Source organism: Arthrobacter sp. 10N418 (assembly GCF_056394725.1).
Map to the genome: position 1 here is coordinate 86,427 of NZ_JBFTIK010000008.1, position 16,567 is coordinate 102,993.

General features: G+C 67.0%; 13 protein-coding genes. 2 read left to right on the forward strand and 11 right to left on the reverse strand.

Annotation, left to right across the window (positions count from 1 at the left end; translation table 11 throughout):
- Positions 1-27 precede the first annotated feature (27 nt).
- A complete protein-coding gene (locus AC1DCZ_RS08490; RefSeq protein WP_476974187.1) occupies positions 28-600 on the forward strand; it encodes an Rv3235 family protein in 573 nt (190 codons plus the stop codon).
- Positions 601-733: 133 nt separating this feature from the next.
- Here the strand turns inward: AC1DCZ_RS08490 and secA are convergent, their stop codons facing one another.
- The 7 genes from secA to mtrA all read right to left on the reverse strand — a co-directional run bounded on the left by secA (position 734) and on the right by mtrA (position 11,258).
- Positions 734-3,472: a preprotein translocase subunit SecA gene (gene secA / locus AC1DCZ_RS08495; RefSeq protein ID WP_476974188.1), complete on the reverse strand. Its 2,739-nt coding sequence runs from the start codon at positions 3,470-3,472 to the stop codon at positions 734-736.
- A gap of 84 nt (positions 3,473-3,556) precedes the next feature.
- The gene (locus AC1DCZ_RS08500) at positions 3,557-4,783 is read right to left on the reverse strand and encodes a winged helix-turn-helix domain-containing protein (protein WP_476974189.1); all 1,227 of its coding nucleotides are present in this window, start codon (positions 4,781-4,783) and stop codon (positions 3,557-3,559) included.
- Between the two features lie 33 nt (positions 4,784-4,816).
- On the reverse strand, positions 4,817-5,539 hold the full coding sequence (gene hpf / locus AC1DCZ_RS08505; RefSeq protein ID WP_476974190.1) for a ribosome hibernation-promoting factor, HPF/YfiA family: 723 nt from the start codon (positions 5,537-5,539) through the stop codon (positions 4,817-4,819).
- A gap of 143 nt (positions 5,540-5,682) precedes the next feature.
- Positions 5,683-6,720: a ComF family protein gene (locus tag AC1DCZ_RS08510; protein ID WP_476974191.1), complete on the reverse strand. Its 1,038-nt coding sequence runs from the start codon at positions 6,718-6,720 to the stop codon at positions 5,683-5,685.
- A gap of 182 nt (positions 6,721-6,902) precedes the next feature.
- On the reverse strand, positions 6,903-8,621 hold the full coding sequence (locus tag AC1DCZ_RS08515) for an LpqB family beta-propeller domain-containing protein (RefSeq protein ID WP_476974192.1): 1,719 nt from the start codon (positions 8,619-8,621) through the stop codon (positions 6,903-6,905).
- On the reverse strand, positions 8,618-10,612 hold the full coding sequence (gene mtrB, locus AC1DCZ_RS08520) for an MtrAB system histidine kinase MtrB (RefSeq protein ID WP_476974193.1): 1,995 nt from the start codon (positions 10,610-10,612) through the stop codon (positions 8,618-8,620). The genes AC1DCZ_RS08515 and mtrB overlap by 4 nt, the downstream gene beginning before the upstream one ends.
- A complete protein-coding gene (gene mtrA, locus AC1DCZ_RS08525) occupies positions 10,584-11,258 on the reverse strand; it encodes an MtrAB system response regulator MtrA (protein WP_476974194.1) in 675 nt (224 codons plus the stop codon). Before mtrA ends, mtrB begins: the two co-directional genes overlap by 29 nt.
- A 160-nt stretch (positions 11,259-11,418) precedes the next feature.
- On the opposite strand from mtrA, the gene AC1DCZ_RS08530 reads away from it, so the two are divergent.
- Positions 11,419-12,132 carry a DUF4166 domain-containing protein gene (locus tag AC1DCZ_RS08530; RefSeq protein ID WP_476974195.1) on the forward strand — a complete coding sequence of 238 codons (714 nt, stop codon included), beginning with the start codon at positions 11,419-11,421 and terminating at the stop codon, positions 12,130-12,132.
- 28 nt (positions 12,133-12,160) lie between these two features.
- On the opposite strand, the gene AC1DCZ_RS08535 is transcribed toward AC1DCZ_RS08530, so the two are convergent.
- From AC1DCZ_RS08535 to AC1DCZ_RS08550, 4 genes are all read right to left on the reverse strand, one after another.
- Positions 12,161-13,204, reverse strand: a complete 1,044-nt coding sequence (locus AC1DCZ_RS08535) for a uroporphyrinogen decarboxylase/cobalamine-independent methonine synthase family protein (RefSeq protein WP_476974196.1) — start codon at positions 13,202-13,204, stop codon at positions 12,161-12,163.
- Positions 13,205-13,206: 2 nt separating this feature from the next.
- Entirely contained in the window at positions 13,207-13,677 is a 471-nt protein-coding gene (locus AC1DCZ_RS08540; protein WP_476974197.1) for a chorismate mutase, read from the reverse strand.
- 160 nt (positions 13,678-13,837) lie between these two features.
- The gene (locus AC1DCZ_RS08545; RefSeq protein WP_476895241.1) at positions 13,838-15,550 is read right to left on the reverse strand and encodes an ABC transporter ATP-binding protein; all 1,713 of its coding nucleotides are present in this window, start codon (positions 15,548-15,550) and stop codon (positions 13,838-13,840) included.
- Positions 15,547-16,566, reverse strand: a complete 1,020-nt coding sequence (locus tag AC1DCZ_RS08550) for an ABC transporter permease (RefSeq protein ID WP_476895240.1) — start codon at positions 16,564-16,566, stop codon at positions 15,547-15,549. The genes AC1DCZ_RS08545 and AC1DCZ_RS08550 overlap by 4 nt, the downstream gene beginning before the upstream one ends.
- Position 16,567: the final 1 nt, after the last annotated feature.

Below are 16,567 nucleotides of genomic sequence, written 5' to 3' on the forward strand. Positions count from 1 at the left end.
ACCGCCAAAACCGCAAAGGAACACCAAATGACCGTCTTGCCCGGGGTCCATGCAACAGCGGCCGGCGCCGCTGCTGCGGTTGCGCCCCTCCGCCTGGTCCCCGACACCGAGGCTCCGGCCTCCACCCTTGCCGCCTCCCACGCCGACGAACCGGCCCTCCGCTCCGGCGGGGCGGCCCAGGCAGCCCAGGCGTCCCGACCCCAGGTGCGTCCTGACCCGTCAGCCGGGTCCGCGCCGCTCCGGCTTGTCGATGAGGGCCGCGAGATCTGTGCCATCTCGCGCAGCACTGTACAGGCCGCCATCGAGGTCCTCGCCGGCACCCGGCCCGTCCAGCAACTTGCCCGCCGGCTTGATCCGAGGTGCCTGGCTGCCCTCCAGCACCGGGCGGCCTTGACGCGTCGGGTGGCCTCCGGCAGCTCGCCGACCGCTGGACGGCTGCACCGGAACCCCTCCGTCCGGTCCGTCCAGGCCTGCCGGATTTCGGACGACGTCTACGAGGCCAGCGCCGTCGTGGTCGAAGAGTTGCGGGTCCGCGCCGTCGCGCTGCGGCTGGAACGCGGAAAGTTGGCCTGGCGCGTCACTGCCCTGGAGATCGGCTGAGGCGTCGCTGGGCCGCCCGGTCCGGACACGAAAGGAGGCAGAAAGATAAGGAGGACCGGAACAGCTGTTCCGGTCCTCCTTTCATCACGTCAGCCCTGGCATTATTTCAGGGCGGGCAGGCTTCAGCCGCCGCTCAGCGACGCTTCTTTTTGGCGGTGCGGCGCCCTGCATCCTGCGCCGCAGCCTTGGCCGGATTGCCCGAGCGCCCCGGGCTCTTGGCTTCGACGCGGGTCTCGGCCGCGCCGTCCTCGCCGGGAGCCGTGTACTGCAGCTGGGCCGGCTTCTCGGGGGCTTCGAGTCCCGCCGCGTGGATCTGCGGCTCGTGGTGCTCGGTGTGCTGGCCGGAGGCATCCGCCACTACGACGTCTTCGGCCGGGGTGACCTCGACGTCCAGATTGAACAGGAAGCCGACGCTTTCCTCACGGATGGCCTCCATCATGGCCTGGAACATGATGAAGCCTTCGCGCTGGTACTCCACCAACGGATCGCGCTGGGCCATCGCCCGCAGGCCGATGCCTTCCTTCAGGTAGTCCATCTCGTAGAGGTGCTCCTGCCACTTGCGGCCGATCACCGAGAGGACCACGCGGCGTTCGAGTTCGCGCATGCTCTCGGAACCAATCGCATCTTCCCGGGCCTGGTAAACCAGGCGGGCGTCGGAGAGGATCTCTTCCTTGAGGAACTCGACGGTGATCCGGGACTTGCCGCCGGCCTCGTCGATGACGTCGCGCGGAGTGAAGCTCACTGGATACAGCGTCTTGAGGTTGGACCAGAGCAGGTTGAAATCCCAGTCGTCGCCGGTGCCTTCGGCGGTGGCCTCCTCGATGAAGGCATTGATGGTGTCTTCCAGGAAGAACTGGACCTTCTCGTGCAGGTCATCACCTTCGAGGATGCGGCGGCGGTCGCCGTAGATGGCTTCGCGCTGACGGTTCAGGACGTCGTCGTATTTAAGAACGTTCTTGCGCTGATCTGCGTTGCGTCCCTCCACCTGGCCCTGGGCGGAGGCGATGGCGCGCGACACGAGCTTGGATTCAAGGGCGACGTCGTCCGGCACCGAGCTGTTCATCAGCCGCTCGGCCGCGCCGGAGTTGAACAGGCGCATCAGATCATCGGTGAGGGAGAGGTAGAACCGGGACTCGCCGGGGTCTCCCTGGCGGCCGGAGCGTCCGCGGAGCTGGTTGTCGATGCGGCGGGACTCGTGCCGTTCCGTGCCGAGCACATACAGGCCGCCGAGCTCGAGGACCTCCTCGTGTTCTTCCTTGACGGACTGCTTGGCTGCTTCGAAGCCGGCCGGCCAGGCGGCCTCGTATTCTTCGGAGTTCTCTTCCGGGTCCAGGCCGCGGGCAGCCAGTTCGGCGACGGCGGTGAATTCCGCGTTGCCGCCCAGCATGATGTCGGTACCGCGGCCCGCCATGTTGGTCGCAACCGTCACGGCGCCCTTGCGGCCGGCCTGCGCCACGATGGCAGCCTCGCGGGCATGGTTCTTCGCGTTCAGGACTTCGTGCCGGACGCCTTCCTTGGCCAGCAACCGGGAGAGGTACTCGCTCTTCTCGACGCTGGTGGTGCCGACGAGGACCGGCTGGCCCTTTTCGTGCCGTTCGGCGATGTCCTTGACCACGGCGTCGAACTTCACGGCCTCGTTCTTGTAGACGAGGTCCGCCTGGTCGATCCGCTGCATGTCCTTGTTCGTGGGAATGGCGACGACGCCGAGCTTGTAGGTGCTCATGAACTCGGCGGCTTCGGTCTCGGCGGTGCCGGTCATGCCCGCGAGCTTGTCGTACATGCGGAAGTAGTTCTGCAGGGTGACCGTGGCCAGCGTCTGGTTCTCTGCCTTGATCTCGACGCCTTCCTTGGCTTCGATGGCCTGGTGCATGCCCTCGTTGTAGCGCCGGCCGGCGAGGATGCGCCCGGTGTGCTCGTCGACGATCAGCACTTCGCCGTCGAGGATGACGTAATCCTTATCCCGCTTGAACAGTTCTTTGGCCTTGATGGCGTTGTTCAGGAAGCCGATCAGCGGGGTGTTGGCGGATTCGTAGAGGTTGTGGATGCCGAGGTAGTCCTCGATCTTTTCGATGCCGGCTTCGAGGACGCCCACGGTGCGCTTTTTCTCGTCGACCTCATAGTCCGTCTCGGGCTGCAGGCGCATGACGACCTTGGCAAATTCGCTGTACCAGCGGTTGGTGTCCCCCTGGGCCGGACCGGAGATGATCAGAGGGGTGCGGGCCTCGTCGATGAGGATCGAGTCCACTTCATCGACAATGGCGAAGTTGTGGCCGCGCTGGACGAGTTCGGAGCTGTCCCATGCCATGTTGTCGCGGAGGTAGTCGAAGCCGAATTCGTTGTTGGTGCCGTAGGTGATATCGGCGGCATACTGTTCGCGACGCAGCGCGGGGTCCTGGTTGGACAGGATGCAGCCGCTGCTCAGGCCCAGGAAGCGGTAGACGCGGCCCATGAGGTCGGACTGGTATTCGGCAAGGTAGTCGTTGACGGTAACGACGTGCACGCCTTTGCCGGTGAGGGCATTGAGGTAGGCCGGGGCCGTGGCCACCAGCGTCTTGCCTTCACCGGTCTTCATTTCGGCAATGTTGCCCAGGTGCAGGGCGGCGCCGCCCATGAGCTGGACGTCGAAGTGGCGCAGTCCGAGGGTGCGTGAGGATGCTTCGCGCACGGCGGCGAACGCCTCGGGCAGGAGGTCGTCCAGCTTTTCGCCGTCCTGGTGCCGTTCACGCAGGCGATCGGTTTCTTCGCGCAGCTCAGCGTCCGTGAAGGTCTGGAAGGAGCTCTCCAGGGCATTAATGGAATCGGCATAATTCCGCAGTTGCCGCAGGGTTTTTTTGTCCCCCGTGCGGAGAAGTTTTTCGATAAGTGATGCCACGTGAAGTTGCTCCCAGTCTCAAGCTGCCGAATTCTGGCGTGTTTAGTCTACGGGAGAGACGCAGGGCCGGTTACGCCTGTTCCCTCAGAGCGGATAGAGGCCCGCAACAGCTTCCGCGAGCGCCGGCCCTAAGTCCCCGTTCGGTGACACGACAACGCTGTCCAGTCCCAGCCACTCTGCCATGAGCTGCAGTTCCGCGGCGAGTTCGACGGCGGTGTCCGCCGGCGCGCCGGGTTCAGCATGCGCAGCCTTGGCCAGGAGCCTTCCGCCGGCGCGGTCCGCTTTGAGGTCCACCCGTGCCACGATCCCGTCGCGCAATAGGAAGGGCAGGACGTAGTAGCCGAAACGCCGCCGTGACTCCGGAGTGTAGATCTCGATCCGGTAGTGGAATCCGAACAAGGCCTCAAGCCGCCGGCGTTCGAAGACGAGCGAATCGAAGGGGCTCAACAGCGCCCGGCCGGTGGCGGCGCGGGGAAGTTTCGCTTCGGCATGCCGATACAGCGGCTTGTCCCAGCCTGCAACCGTGACCGGCTCCAGACGCCCGGCCTCCACGAGGTGTGCGACCGAAACCGCGGCAGCGCGTAACGGCGTCCGGAAGTAGTCCGCAAAACATCTCACGGTTCCTATCCCGTGGGCCTGGGCGGCGGCGTCGATCAGCCGGTCCATGGCGGCCGTCGGGTCGCGTACAGGGTCCCCGGCCGGGGCGCCGCGCCCTGGCAGGACCCTGGCCGTCAGCGTGTAGCGCCGTTCGAAGGATTCGGTCCGGGAGGCGGCGGAGACGAGACCCTCTTCGAAGAGGTGCTCCAGGACCCGTTTGACCGCATTCCAGTTCCAGCCCCAGTTGTCCGTCTGCCGGTCCTCCACGTGGCCGAGCCTGGCGGTGAGCTCGGCGGCGGTCATCGGCCTGCCGGTGGCGAGGGTTTCAAGCACTTGGGCCGTCACGCCGTTGCGCAGTTCCGGGTCCATGGCCGAAGCCCCTACCCATTTGCGGTTCTGCCACTGCACCAGGTCGTGGAAATGGTCCGGCCTGATGAAGCTGGCCTCATGGGCCCAGTACTCCATCATCCGGCGCGGATGCGCCCCAGCCATCCGCTGCAGGATCGCGCGGTCGTAGTTGCCCAGCCGGGAAAAGAAGGGCAGATAGTGGCTGCGGGAGAGCACGTTGACGGAGTCGATCTGAACCAGGTGCAGCCGGGAAAAGGTACGGCCCACCGCCCGTGCAGTCACGGGTCCGGCGGGCCGTACCTTGTCCAATCCCTGGGCTGCCAGTGCGATCCGCCGCGCCTGGTTGAGGCTCAGCGATGCGTGCACGTCAGTCCCTTCGTCGAAAAAGTCAGGACCAGCCTATGCGCTGGCGGGCTCGTCCTCGGAACGGTAGGCGAGAATCTGCTCCTCCAGCTTGGATTGCCCCGGCTCGCAGGTCTGGTCCAGGGAAATCACGCCGTACGTCCAGCCGTCACGGCGGTACACGACGGACGGAGCCTTGGTTTCCTTGTCCACGAAGAGGTAGAAGTCGTGGCCCACAAGTTCCATGTTGTCGACTGCATCGTCGAGCGTCAGGCTGGCCGCGGGAAAGACCTTCCGGCGGATCAGCACGGGCGAGTCACCGGCGGGGATGTCGTTGTCGACGTCGTAGGGTGACTTTTCTGCCGCCGGCGCCGCCTCCTGCTGATGGCTCGCCTCGACGTAGAGGGGCTCGCTGGGGCTTGCCGGTTCAAGGGTCGCCGTCGCCTCGGTGACGGACTTCGGGGTGTGCCTGCCGTGGTGGACCTTCTTGCGGTCCTTCGCCCTGCGCAGGCGTTCAAGAAGCTTGTTGTAGGCGAGATCGAACGCGGCGAACTTGTCGGCGGCGCTTGCTTCGGCGCGGATCACGGGGCCGCGGCCAAGGACAGTCAACTCAACCGTGAGCAATTCTGCAGTCTGGCGGGCTTTGGTCTCCTTGGTGACCTTCGCGTCCACCCTCTGGACCTTGTCTCCCAACGATGCGATCTTTGAGATCTTCTCGTCGGCGTATTCGCGGAAGCGGTCTGAGACCGTCAAGTTACGTCCGCTGATCATGAACTCCATGGTGCCCTCCAAATGACTTCGGTGACACGACGGCGGCACTTCCCGGGGCCAAACTGACTGACAGTCGAGCCCCTTTCCGAGCCGCTATCGACAGGTACATCTGTTCTTGGTACCCAGCTTCGACGTTAGTTCATAGCCTCCTGTTATTCATCCTTTTCCGGTTTATTTTTTTCCTTGTGGCCACCCTTTGCCGCCACGGCAGGCCCGGCGGCGTCCCGGTCCACAATGAGCGGCGGGCGTGTCGCCGCGACGACGACGGCGCCGACGACAAGCGCTCCTGCCGCCCGCAGCGCGCGGGAGGCCTCCGCGAGCGTGGCCCCCGTAGTGAGCACGTCGTCGACGATGATGCAGGGTTGTCCCCGCATGTCCGGGGCACGCAGTCCGTCCGCGGCCCGCATGGACCCGTGCACGCGCTGCGCCCGGGCGCCACGCCCCAGTCCCTTCTGGCCGCCAGTCGGGCCGGGCGGCCAATCGGGGACCGCCCGCAAGGCAAGTTCCATGCCCGGCCGCCGGCGCGTGAGCGGGGACCCGGCAGGCACCAGGCCCTTGACAAGCGGGCCTGGCCTGCGCAGGGCGTCGACGATTCTCACGCCGGAAAACTCACGGCGCCGGCTGAGCCGGCGCAGCAGAAGGTGGACGGGGCTGAATCCCCTCCTCCTGAACGCGCCGGCGCTCGTAGGCACGGGCACAAGGCACAGCCCCTGCACCTCGCCCGCGGCGGCGCTAAGGGCCCGCGCCAGCCCTTTCGACAGCACGGCGCCGAGCTGCCCCTGGCCGTGGCGCTTGAAGGACAGCACGCACTGGGCCAGCTCCGCGCGGTACACGCCCGCCGCCACGACCGGCAGGAGTGCGGTGCCGTCCATGTTCATCAGGGCCGGCGCCTGCGCCTCTGCCCGGAACGGGCTGAGCGTCAGCGACCGGACCTGCCGCTCGCAGGCACAGCAAAGAGCAGCGTCTTCAGCGCCGCAGCAGACGCAATCCACCGGTGCAGCGAGCGCAAGCAATTCGCCCGCTGCCGCCGCGGTGCGGTCGGCCATTCTCGCCAGCGCACGGGCGTAGTCGCCGCGATGCTTCGTCGCCGGCGCCGGAGACAGGTCCGGATCGGCGGTCCTGCCCCTGGCACGGTCCGTTCCGTTGGGATCACGGCCGATAGGGTCACGGCCCGGCGCATGGCAGCTCATTCCCCCAGCCTGGACCGGTCAGCGCTCCCTGCGGAAGCGCGGAGGACCGTATGTGGACAACCCGGACCGGCCCCGGGACAGCGGCGGACGACAGCCCCGCGGGCCCGCACACAGGCGTGGCGCAGGATGCCGTCACCGGCCCGGGAGAAGCCCCGGAGCAGCCGTCCGGGGCCCCCCGGGAATCAGCCTGGGAAGGCCGGGTCGATGGGACCCTTGAGCTGGGGTGACCAGCCGTTCCCCAGCCGCTGGAAGACCCCTTCCGCGGACTGCCCGAAGATCTCGTCCTGGCCGTTGCCGGCACTGAGGTCGGTAAGGCCAGGCCAGGGTGCCAGCTGTTGCGGCTGGGCGGACGTAAGGGACAGCAGTTCGGGGGTGACGTTGTCGGTGGCGGAGCCCTTCATGACAGCGACGGTGGTGTCGTCGACCCAAACGCCCTGGTCCGGGTCACGCGAGGTCAGGAGCGTCGACGGCACCGTCAGGTCGCGTGGCGTGCCGTCGGGGCTCCGGATGACGCCGGTCACCTGGACCTTCGTCTTGCCGGCCTGCTCCGAGATGACCAAGGCCCGCGCGCCGTCCCGGGAAACCCTGAACTCCTTGACGGTCCGTCCCGCAAGCCACGCCGGTGCCAGCGTCACCGTGGGCACACTGGCGCCCTCCGCCACGCCGACGGGCCGGTACGCCACGACTTCAGTGGCCCCGGTCTCCCCTGGTCCTGCCGTCCACACCCAGTCGTAGCGGCCAAACGAGGGCCGTGACAGCGCAGCCCGGGTGGTCAGGGCCCTGGCGGGCTGGCCGGGCACGATCGAGTAAAGGGTGGTCCGCGCTGCGTTCAGGAACGCCGCGGACTGCGAAACGGGAGATTCCGCCGGGACCCGCGGCCCGAGGGCGGCGACGGACTGGATGTCGGGAAGCGGCGAAAGCCTGTTGTTCTCGTACCGGACCAGATCGTTGTTGTTCACGGCAATCTGGTGGGCCGGGACGTTCTTGTCACGGACCGGCGGGAGGACCGTCCCGTTGTCATCGACGCGCACCAGGTCCTGGTTGGCGCGCAGCTCGACGTTGACGACGTCCGGCTGGCTGCGGAAGGTCAACGCCAGCTGGGTCTGCATCCGCAGCCTGTCCTCGTTGGAGGCATCCAGCAGTTCCTTGGCTGTGAGATCCACCTGGGCAGCGCCGGACACCACGGGGACCGATTCGCGGGCCAGTTTGATGCCCGAGGGGAATGCGCTGACGACGGCGCCCTTGAGGTAGGGGGCGGGCCCCCCCAGGAGCGCACTCGTCATGGCCTTGACCGTCTTGTTCCGGATGAACCACCGGACATCGGGCACCGCATACGCGAACGTGGGGTCGTAGAAGTAGATCGGATACGCGCCGTAGATGACCTTGAAGGTCTCTTCCGGGATGGCCGTCCCGTCCGGGATCTCCGCGATCCGCCATTCCCCGTCCACCTGTGTCAGCGTGGCCGGAATATTCTCCTTGGTGCCCTCCGGAAGCTGGGTGGCTACGCCCTCCGCATCGACCGAGTAGGCCAGGTCGAGCTCGTAGTTGAACACGTTTTCGACGCCGGTGCGCACCACCCGGGCGGACCGGAAGACCAAGGTGCGCTGGTCCGGCTTCCACGTCACCGACGATGCCTGCGTCAGGTACTGCCGCGCGACGGCGTAGTCGTCCTCGTACCCGCTGCCGGCAAGGTAGAAGTCTTCGATGACGGACTCAGGCCCGGCACCGGCACGGGGCGCGGACGGAAAGAAGACCGGCGCACTGGGGTTTCCGGCGGACTCATCCTTGCTCTTGCCGACCGGCCCGGACCGCGGGATCTGCGCGCAGGACGTCAGCAGGAGCAGGAGGAGGGCGAGGAGGGCAGCACCCGCACGGGTGAACTTTCTTGGCGAACCGTTCATGCCCTGTCCTTCGTTCCGGTTCCGTCGTGTCCGGGGGCGCCCGCCCCGGGAATGTGGTGGCCGGCCCCAGGAACGTGGCCGGCCGCAGGGGCACGTCCCGGATCCGGGAGATGGCCAGCCCCAGGGACGTTTCCGCCGTCTCGCCCCGGACCCGCCTCCGCGGCTGCGGAGCCGTCCGGACCCGGATCCTGGGCCGGCGGCTGCAGCAGCAGCATGGTGCGCTCGCGTCCGGCGCCCGGGAGGGCGACGTCGACAGGCTCCAGCTGGAGGGGTGATTTCGTGATGCTTTCACCCTRGCGCAGCGGAAGGGTCAGGCGGAAGTTGGAGCCGTTCCCTTTCTTCCCCCACGCCTGCAGCCAGCCGTTGTGGAGCTTGGTGTCTTCCGCGGCGATCGAAAGTCCCAGGCCGCTGCCGCCCGTGGTCCGCGCGCGGGCCGGATCAGCGCGCCAGAAGCGGTCAAAGACGCGGGCCGCCTCGGCGGACGTCATGCCGATTCCGTGGTCCCGCACCGCAACCGCGACGGCGGTGTCATTGGCGGCCACCGAAATGTTCACCGGCCGGCCCTCGCCGTGCTCGAGGGCATTCAGGACCAGGTTGCGCAAAATCCGGTCGATCCTGCGGTCGTCCATGTCCACGATGATGCTGCCGGCAGGGCCGTTGAGGGTTACCGCAGAGCCGTACCCGGCGGCGACGGGCGCGACACCGTCCATGACGTGGGAAATAAGCTGGACGATGTCCGTGGGTTCGGCGTCGAGGGTGGCCGCTCCGGCGTCAAAGCGGGAGATTTCCAGCAGGTCGGCGAGCAGCGACTGAAACCGTTCCACCTGGTTGTAGAGCAGTTCGGCGGACCGTTTGTTAATCGGATCGAAGTCCTCGCGGGCGTCGTAGAGGACTTCGGCAGCCATACGGACCGTGGTGAGGGGGGTGCGGAGTTCGTGGGATACGTCGGAAACGAACCGCTGCTGCATCTGCGACAGCGTCGCGAGCTGGGTGATCTGTTCCTGGAGGCTGGCGGCCATGTGGTTGAACGACGCACCGAGCCGGGCGACTTCGTCCTCGCCCTTGACCACCATCCGCTCCTGCAGCTGGCCGGCGGCGAGCTTTTCGGAGACGACGGCGGCATGGCTGACCGGGCTGACCACGTTGCGGGTGACGTACCACGCAATGGCGCCGATCATCAGGACCAGCAGTGCACCGCCGGCCAGCAGGACGTTCTGGATCTCATCCAGGGTCTTTTGGGCCGTGTTGAGGTCGTAAATGAGGTAGAGCTCATAGACGGTGCCGTTGAAGGTGACCTTGTTGCCGACGGCGATGCCAGGGCGGTCCTCGGTGCCCACCGGGAATTGCGTGGACGCCCAGTACTGGTCTTTGCCCGATTCCTCGACGGCCTTGCGCAGGTCCGCGGGAATGACGCTGATGGTGAGCTGGTCGGAGGCACGCGATTCGACCCAGCGGTTGCGGGGTTTGGTCTGTTCCGGCATCGCTTCAAACACATAGCGGCGCTGGATGACGGAGCCGCGCCCTTCGACGGCGGTCAGGGTGTCGGAGACCAGTGTGATGACGCTGGACTGGTCTGTGACCTGGGCACCGTCGAACGTGTCCTGGACCTGCTTGACGTTGTAGCGGGTCTCCGACTCGGCCTGGGCCAGCCGCTCCTGGAAGAGATTGTTGGCGATCTGGTTTGAGAGGTAGGCGCCGACCACGGCAAACGAACTGACGGCCAGGATGAGCGTGGTCAGCACCGTCCGGAACTGCAGCGACCGCCGCCACCGCCGGTGCACCGCGCGCAGCAGGAACCGGAGTCCCGGAAGAATGCGAGAGACCCCGGTCCGGACCAACCTGGCGACCCGGACGCCGACAATCCGTGCACGCTTGGCCCAGAGCCGGGTCCGGAAGCCCAGGGCCTGCGGGGCTGCGTCTTCGCTGTGGGGGCCCGCCTGGACAGGATCGCCGTCCGCAGGCTCAGGAACCTGCTTTGTAGCCGACACCACGAACCGTCAATACAACTTCGGGGGCTTCCGGGTCACGTTCGATCTTGGACCTTAGCCGCTGGACATGGACATTGACCAGACGGGTGTCGGCGGCATGACGGTAGCCCCAGACCTGCTCGAGGAGCAGCTCACGGGTGAACACCTGCCACGGCTTCCGCGCCAGGGCAACGAGCAGATCGAATTCCAGCGGAGTCAGGGAGATCCTGTCGCTGCCGCGGCTGACCAGGTGGCCGGCGACGTCGATGGTGACGTCCGCAATGCGCAGGGTCTCCGGGGCTTTCGTGTCGCCGGGCCGGAGCCGTGCGCGGACCCGGGCCACGAGCTCGGCAGGCTTGAACGGTTTCGGCACGTAGTCATCAGCCCCGGATTCCAGGCCGCGGACCACGTCGGAGGTATCCGCCTTCGCCGTCAGCATCACGATCGGGACATCGGACTCGGCCCGGACCTGGCGGCAGACCTCGATGCCGTCCATCCCGGGAAGCATGAGGTCAAGCAGCACCAAGTCCGGCTTGGAGGAACGGAAGACGTCAAGGGCCTGCCCGCCGTCAGCKCAGAAGACAGGTTCAAACCCGTCATTGCGCAGCACAATACCGATCATCTCGGCGAGCGCCTCGTCATCGTCCACTACCAGAATGCGTGCCTTCATGTTTATATATTCCCTTATTGAAATGGCTTTGTCGTATTCGGCCGCTCCCCGGCATGGCGCGCACCGCCCCGGGGCCGGGATCAGGTTGTGACAATCGGCGCGTTCTACTGCATGCTGTGGACAGGCCCCGATCACCCCGCCAGGATCCCAGGAGGTCCCCGTGCACGTCCCGATCTACGAGCGCGCCCTTGGCCGTGACTTCGCCCGGCTGCAGCCGGAGCTGCAGGAATATTTCTCGCTCGCGCCCGGATCCGGCCACTACGGCATCGGCGAGGGCGTATTCGATGTCGTCGGCTGCGCCCAGCCCTGGCTGCGCCCCCTGCTGCGGCTCGCGGGCGGCGAGCAGGCATTCTTCCCCGAATACGGCGAGGGCATCAGGTTCCGCATCGAAAACCACGCCCATCTGGACCCGTTCGGCCGGTCCAGCCTGACGGCCAGGCGGGAAATCTTCTTCCCCGGAACCACCCGGCTCTTCCACGACACCACCAGCCTCGACGGCACCGCGCACGGAGCCCGGCTCGTGGACTACGTCGGCCGCTACCGCCGGCTCGTCACCGACCTCAACCTCAGCGTCACGCCGCAAGGCCGCCTCCGGGGAGTGTCTGAGGCATCACGGCTGTTCCTCGGGCCGCTGCGGATTCCGCTGCCGGGCGCCCTCGATGCCAAGGCCTACGCCGAACAGTGGTGGGAACCGGCCGAAGGACCCCGCGGCCAACACCGGATCCAGGTCAAAGTCATCCAGCCCCAGATCGGCCTCGTGCTGGTCTACGCCGGGCACTTCGACTACCGGCTCGAGCCCTATCCCGAAGGCATCACCGCCGCGGGCTACCTCCCCGGGCGAGCGCGTCCGGACCGCTGGGAGAGCCGGAGCTGACCGTCCGGGCCCGAAGCGAAACCATCGCTCAGCCGAGGGCCAGCTGATTGAGCCCGTCCGCGACCTGGGTCAGGCGGGTCAGTGCCGCCATCGCGGCGGAGGGCGAATGTTGGGCCAGCCCCTCCGACGGCGTGACCCGCAAGGTTCCCAGCGCCGACGCCGGAAGTCCCAATTGCCGCCAGGGACGCCAGAGGTTTTCGACGACCTCGGGAACCCGGGGCAGCCGCGCGCCCGGATCGGCGACATCCAGCGCTCCGGCCCAGAGCCGCTTCCCCGCTTCCACCGCGCCGGCAAGCTGTTCCCACTGCCGCGAGGTAAGGGCCCGGAGCGGCACGGCGATTCCGTCCGCTCCCGCGGCCAGGATGCGGTCAAAGGGCGCCTCGACTTCCGGGACCGCGACGACGACTTCGGCGGCGCCCGCAGCGCGAAGCGCGTCAATGACCAGCTGCCACGACTCCGTGATCTCCTGGCCGGACACGGAGCGCAGCGTGCGGTAGCCGCTGGACGTCGGAATGGTTCCGCCCAGCACGGACGCTATCTCCGGTTCGTCGATCTGCACGGCGATACGGGCGCCCGGCGCCGCGTCGGCCACCCTCTTCAGGTGGCCGCCGACGCCGGCCGCCAGGGAGGCCGCAAGGTCACGCCGGGCCCCGTAGTCGATCAGGGCCCGCTCCCCGTTGTGCAGGTGCAGGCCGGCCGCAAGGCTGAGCGGTCCGCGCAGCTGGACCTTGAGATCCGCCGCCGGCGACTCCTCGGCACCGATAACATCGGCCAGGATATTGATGTCGGTGGACAGCGCCGATCTCGCCCGCATGAGGTCCTTGCCGGGGCGGTCCACGAGCCTCCAGCCATAGGGCTGGACGTCCACGGAGAGTTCCACGAGCAGTGACGCCGTCCTGCCGAGGGCATCCGAGCCGACTCCCCGGTCGGGAAGCTCGGCCAGGAAGGGAAGGTGCGGGCTGCCGAGCTCGCCGCGGACTATCCGCGCGGCCTCGGCCGGGTCCTCACCGGGCCACGGTCCCAAGGCCGTCGCGGTGACCTGGACGGGGTCAGGCAGCGCGGAGACGGCCATGGCTAGGCGTCTGCGGCGACGGCTGCGCCTGCGGAGTCATCGGCCTGGACAGGGGCACGGCCTGCGGTGCCGCCGGCGGCACCGCCTTCGGCGTTCCGGGCAGCAGCCTGGTGGTCCTCGGCGATGGCTTCGTGGTGGCGGATGACCTCGCCGATGATGAAGTTCAGGAATTTTTCGGCGAAGGCCGGGTCGAGGTGGGCCTCGGCTGCGAGATGGCGCAGGCGTGCGATCTGGGCCGTCTCACGGCCGGGGTCCCCGGCGGGAAGATTGTGCGCGGCCTTCAGGAAACCGACCTTCTGCGTGGCCTTGAAGCGCTCGGCGAGAAGGAACACCAGGGTGGCGTCAATGTTGTCGATGCTGGAGCGGATCGACAACAGCTCCGCCATCACCGCCGGGTCCACCTGGCCAGCCAGGGAGCTGGCCTCCGGGTCATAGGAATCAGCATCGGAATGAATGTGGTTCTGCTCGGTCATGGACCCAGTCTAGGGGCACGGGGGCGAATCACTTCTGCTGTTAAGCACGGTTGCAGCCGCCCCGTCCGGCCCCGCAAAAGGGACATGCCCGCCGTTCGCAGCGAACGGCGGGCATGTCCCTGGAGCGTCGCGGCAGGGTGCCGCAGACGGTTCCAAACAGCTAGCCTCCCAGCACCGCGCGGAATTCCCGGCGGCGACGGGCCTGCTCGTCGGGGTCGGGCACGGGCAGGGAAGCGATGAGCTTCTTCGTGTATTCGTGCTGCGGGTGGCCCATGACCTGGTTCCCGAGGCCCTGCTCCACCATCTTGCCCTTGTAGAGGACGCCAACCCAGTGGGAGAGCATGTCCACGACGGCGAGGTCGTGGCTGATGAACAGTGCCGCGAATCCGAACTCCCGCTGGATCTCCTTGAACAGTTCCAGCACCACGGCCTGCACGGAAACATCCAGGGCCGAGGTCGGCTCATCGGCGACGAGCAGCTTCGGGTTCAGGATGAGCGCCCGGGCCAGCGAGGCGCGCTGCCGCTGGCCGCCGGAGAGCTCGTGCGGGAACCTGTCAGCGTACGACGCCGGCAGCTGCACCGACTCAAGCAGTTCGCCGACGCGCTTGCGCGCCTCGGCCGGGCTCGGGTTCGAGTGGATGATCAGCGGTTCCGCCACGCAGTCGCCGATGGTCAGCTGCGGGTTGAAGGATGCGGCCGGGTCCTGGAAGACGAAGCCGATCTCCTTCCGGAGCGGCTTGAAAGTGCGCTCCTTGAAGTTCAGCATTTCGTAGCCGAGCACCTTCAGGCTGCCGCCCGTGGTCCGGTTCAGTCCCGCGATGGCGCGGCCGATGGTGGTCTTGCCGGAACCGGACTCCCCCACGAGGCCGAAGACTTCACCTTCGGACACGGTGAAGCTGACGCCGTCGACGGCCTTGAAGGCCGGGCTGCCGAGCCTTCCCGGGTACTCGATGGTCAGGTTCTTCGCCTCGACGAGCACCTTTCCGCCCTGGTGGGCGCGCTCCACCATGCCTTCGGAGGCGGAGTTGCGGCCAAGGTGCGGAACGGCTGCGAGCAGCTTCTTGGTGTAGTCCTCGCGGGGCTGCGCGAACAGGACCCGTGCGGGGGCCTCCTCCACAACATCGCCCTGATACATGACAACCACACGGTCGGCGAGGTCGGCGACCACCCCCATGTTGTGCGTGATGAGCACAATGGAGGTCCCGTACTTGTCCCGCAGATCCCGGAGCAGCTCCAGGATCTCGGCCTGTACCGTGACGTCCAGGGCTGTCGTGGGCTCGTCGGCCACGATCAGGCCCGGGTTCAGGGCCAGCGCGGCGGCAATCACGACGCGCTGTTTCTGGCCGCCCGAGAACTGGTGCGGATAGTAGTTGACCCTCGTTTCAGGATCCGGAATGCCGACCTTGCGCAGGGCGTCGACGGCCCGCGCCTTGGCTTCCTTCGCGGAGACACGGTGCCCCCCGGTGTCGGCGTGGGCGCGGATGCCTTCGGCAATCTGCCAGCCCACGGTGAAGACGGGGTTGAGCGCGGTGGAGGGCTCCTGGAAAACCATCGCGACGTCACGGCCGCGGATCTGCCGGAGCTTCGCCGCGCTGACGCTGATCACGTTGTTGCCGTTAATCAGCACCGCACCGGAACTCACTGCCGTCTCCGGCAGGAGGCCGAGGATGGTTTTGGCCGTGACGGTCTTGCCCGAACCTGATTCCCCGACGATGGCAACCACCTCGCCGGGGTTCACCTCGAGGCTGACGTCCTTGACGGCGTACACGTCGCCGGAGTCGGTCGCGAAGGTGACTTTGAGCTTGTCGATGTCCAGCACCGGGCGTCCGCCCGTTTTCGGCTGGTCGGAAACGGAACCGATATTGATGGTCATAGCACTTTCGATTCTGCGTCAAGGGCGGCCTGGGCGCCGGCGGTGGTGTCGGGGCCACTGGCGGGAACTTTGCTCCCGGCCTTCCTGCGGCCCCTGAGCCGTGGATCGTTGAGATCGTTCATGCTTTCGCCGACGAGCGTCAAGCCGAGCACGGTCAGGACGATGGCCGTGCCGGGAAAGACGCCGGTCCACCAGATGCCGGAGGACGCGTCAGCCATGGCCTTGTTGAGGTCGAAGCCCCACTCGGCGGCGGACGACGGTTCGATGCCGAACCCGAGGAAGCCCAGGCCCGCGAGGGTCAGGATGGCCTCGGAGGCGTTGAGTGTGAAAATCAGCGGCAGTGTGCGGGTTGCGTTCTTGAAGATGTGGCGCCCCATGATGCGGACGCTGGAGGCGCCCACCACTTTGGCCGATTCGACGAAGGGCTCCGCCTTCAGCCGGATGGTTTCCGCCCGGATCACGCGGAAATACTGCGGGACGAAGACCACGGAAATGGCGAACGAGCACGCGACGATGCCACCCCAGAAGCTGGACTGGCCGCGGTTGATGACGATCGACATGACGATGGCCAGGAGGAGGGACGGGAAGGCATAGATCGCATCGGCGATCACCACAAGAACCCGGTCCAGCCAGCCGCCGAAGTAGCCGCTGACCAGGCCCAGGGCAACGCCGAGGAAGATTGACATCGCCACGGCCACAACGATCACGATCACGGCGGTCTGGGAACCCCAGATCACCCGCGAAAAGACATCGTAGCCGCCCACGGTGGTGCCCAGGATGTGTTTGCCGCCGGGTGCCTGCTGGGCGGGGAAGGTGCCGGACGCGTCACTGAGCTGCGAGTATCCGTAGGGCGCGATGACCGGAGCAAGTACCGTCGTGAGGAGGAAGAAGATGGTCAGCACAAGGCCGGTGACGAGCATGCCGCGTTGCAGACCGACGCTTTTCCCGAAGTGCGAAATGACCGGAAGCCGGTAGATGAGGGGCTGTTTCCGCCCGCTTACTGTGGTTGCGTTCATG

Bases quoted from the DNA above. Each gene is read 5' to 3' on its own strand.
- AC1DCZ_RS08550 (WP_476895240.1), bottom strand. From the start codon at position 16,566: ATGAACGCAACCACAGTAAGCGGGCGGAAACAGCCCCTCATCTACCGG.
- hpf (WP_476974190.1), bottom strand. From the start codon at position 5,539: ATGGAGTTCATGATCAGCGGACGTAACTTGACGGTCTCAGACCGCTTC.
- AC1DCZ_RS08545 (WP_476895241.1), bottom strand. From the start codon at position 15,550: ATGACCATCAATATCGGTTCCGTTTCCGACCAGCCGAAAACGGGCGGA.
- AC1DCZ_RS08540 (WP_476974197.1), bottom strand. From the start codon at position 13,677: ATGACCGAGCAGAACCACATTCATTCCGATGCTGATTCCTATGACCCG.
- AC1DCZ_RS08510 (WP_476974191.1), bottom strand. From the start codon at position 6,720: ATGAGCTGCCATGCGCCGGGCCGTGACCCTATCGGCCGTGATCCCAAC.
- AC1DCZ_RS08535 (WP_476974196.1), bottom strand. From the start codon at position 13,204: ATGGCCGTCTCCGCGCTGCCTGACCCCGTCCAGGTCACCGCGACGGCC.
- AC1DCZ_RS08490 (WP_476974187.1), top strand. From the start codon at position 28: ATGACCGTCTTGCCCGGGGTCCATGCAACAGCGGCCGGCGCCGCTGCT.
- AC1DCZ_RS08515 (WP_476974192.1), bottom strand. From the start codon at position 8,621: ATGAACGGTTCGCCAAGAAAGTTCACCCGTGCGGGTGCTGCCCTCCTC.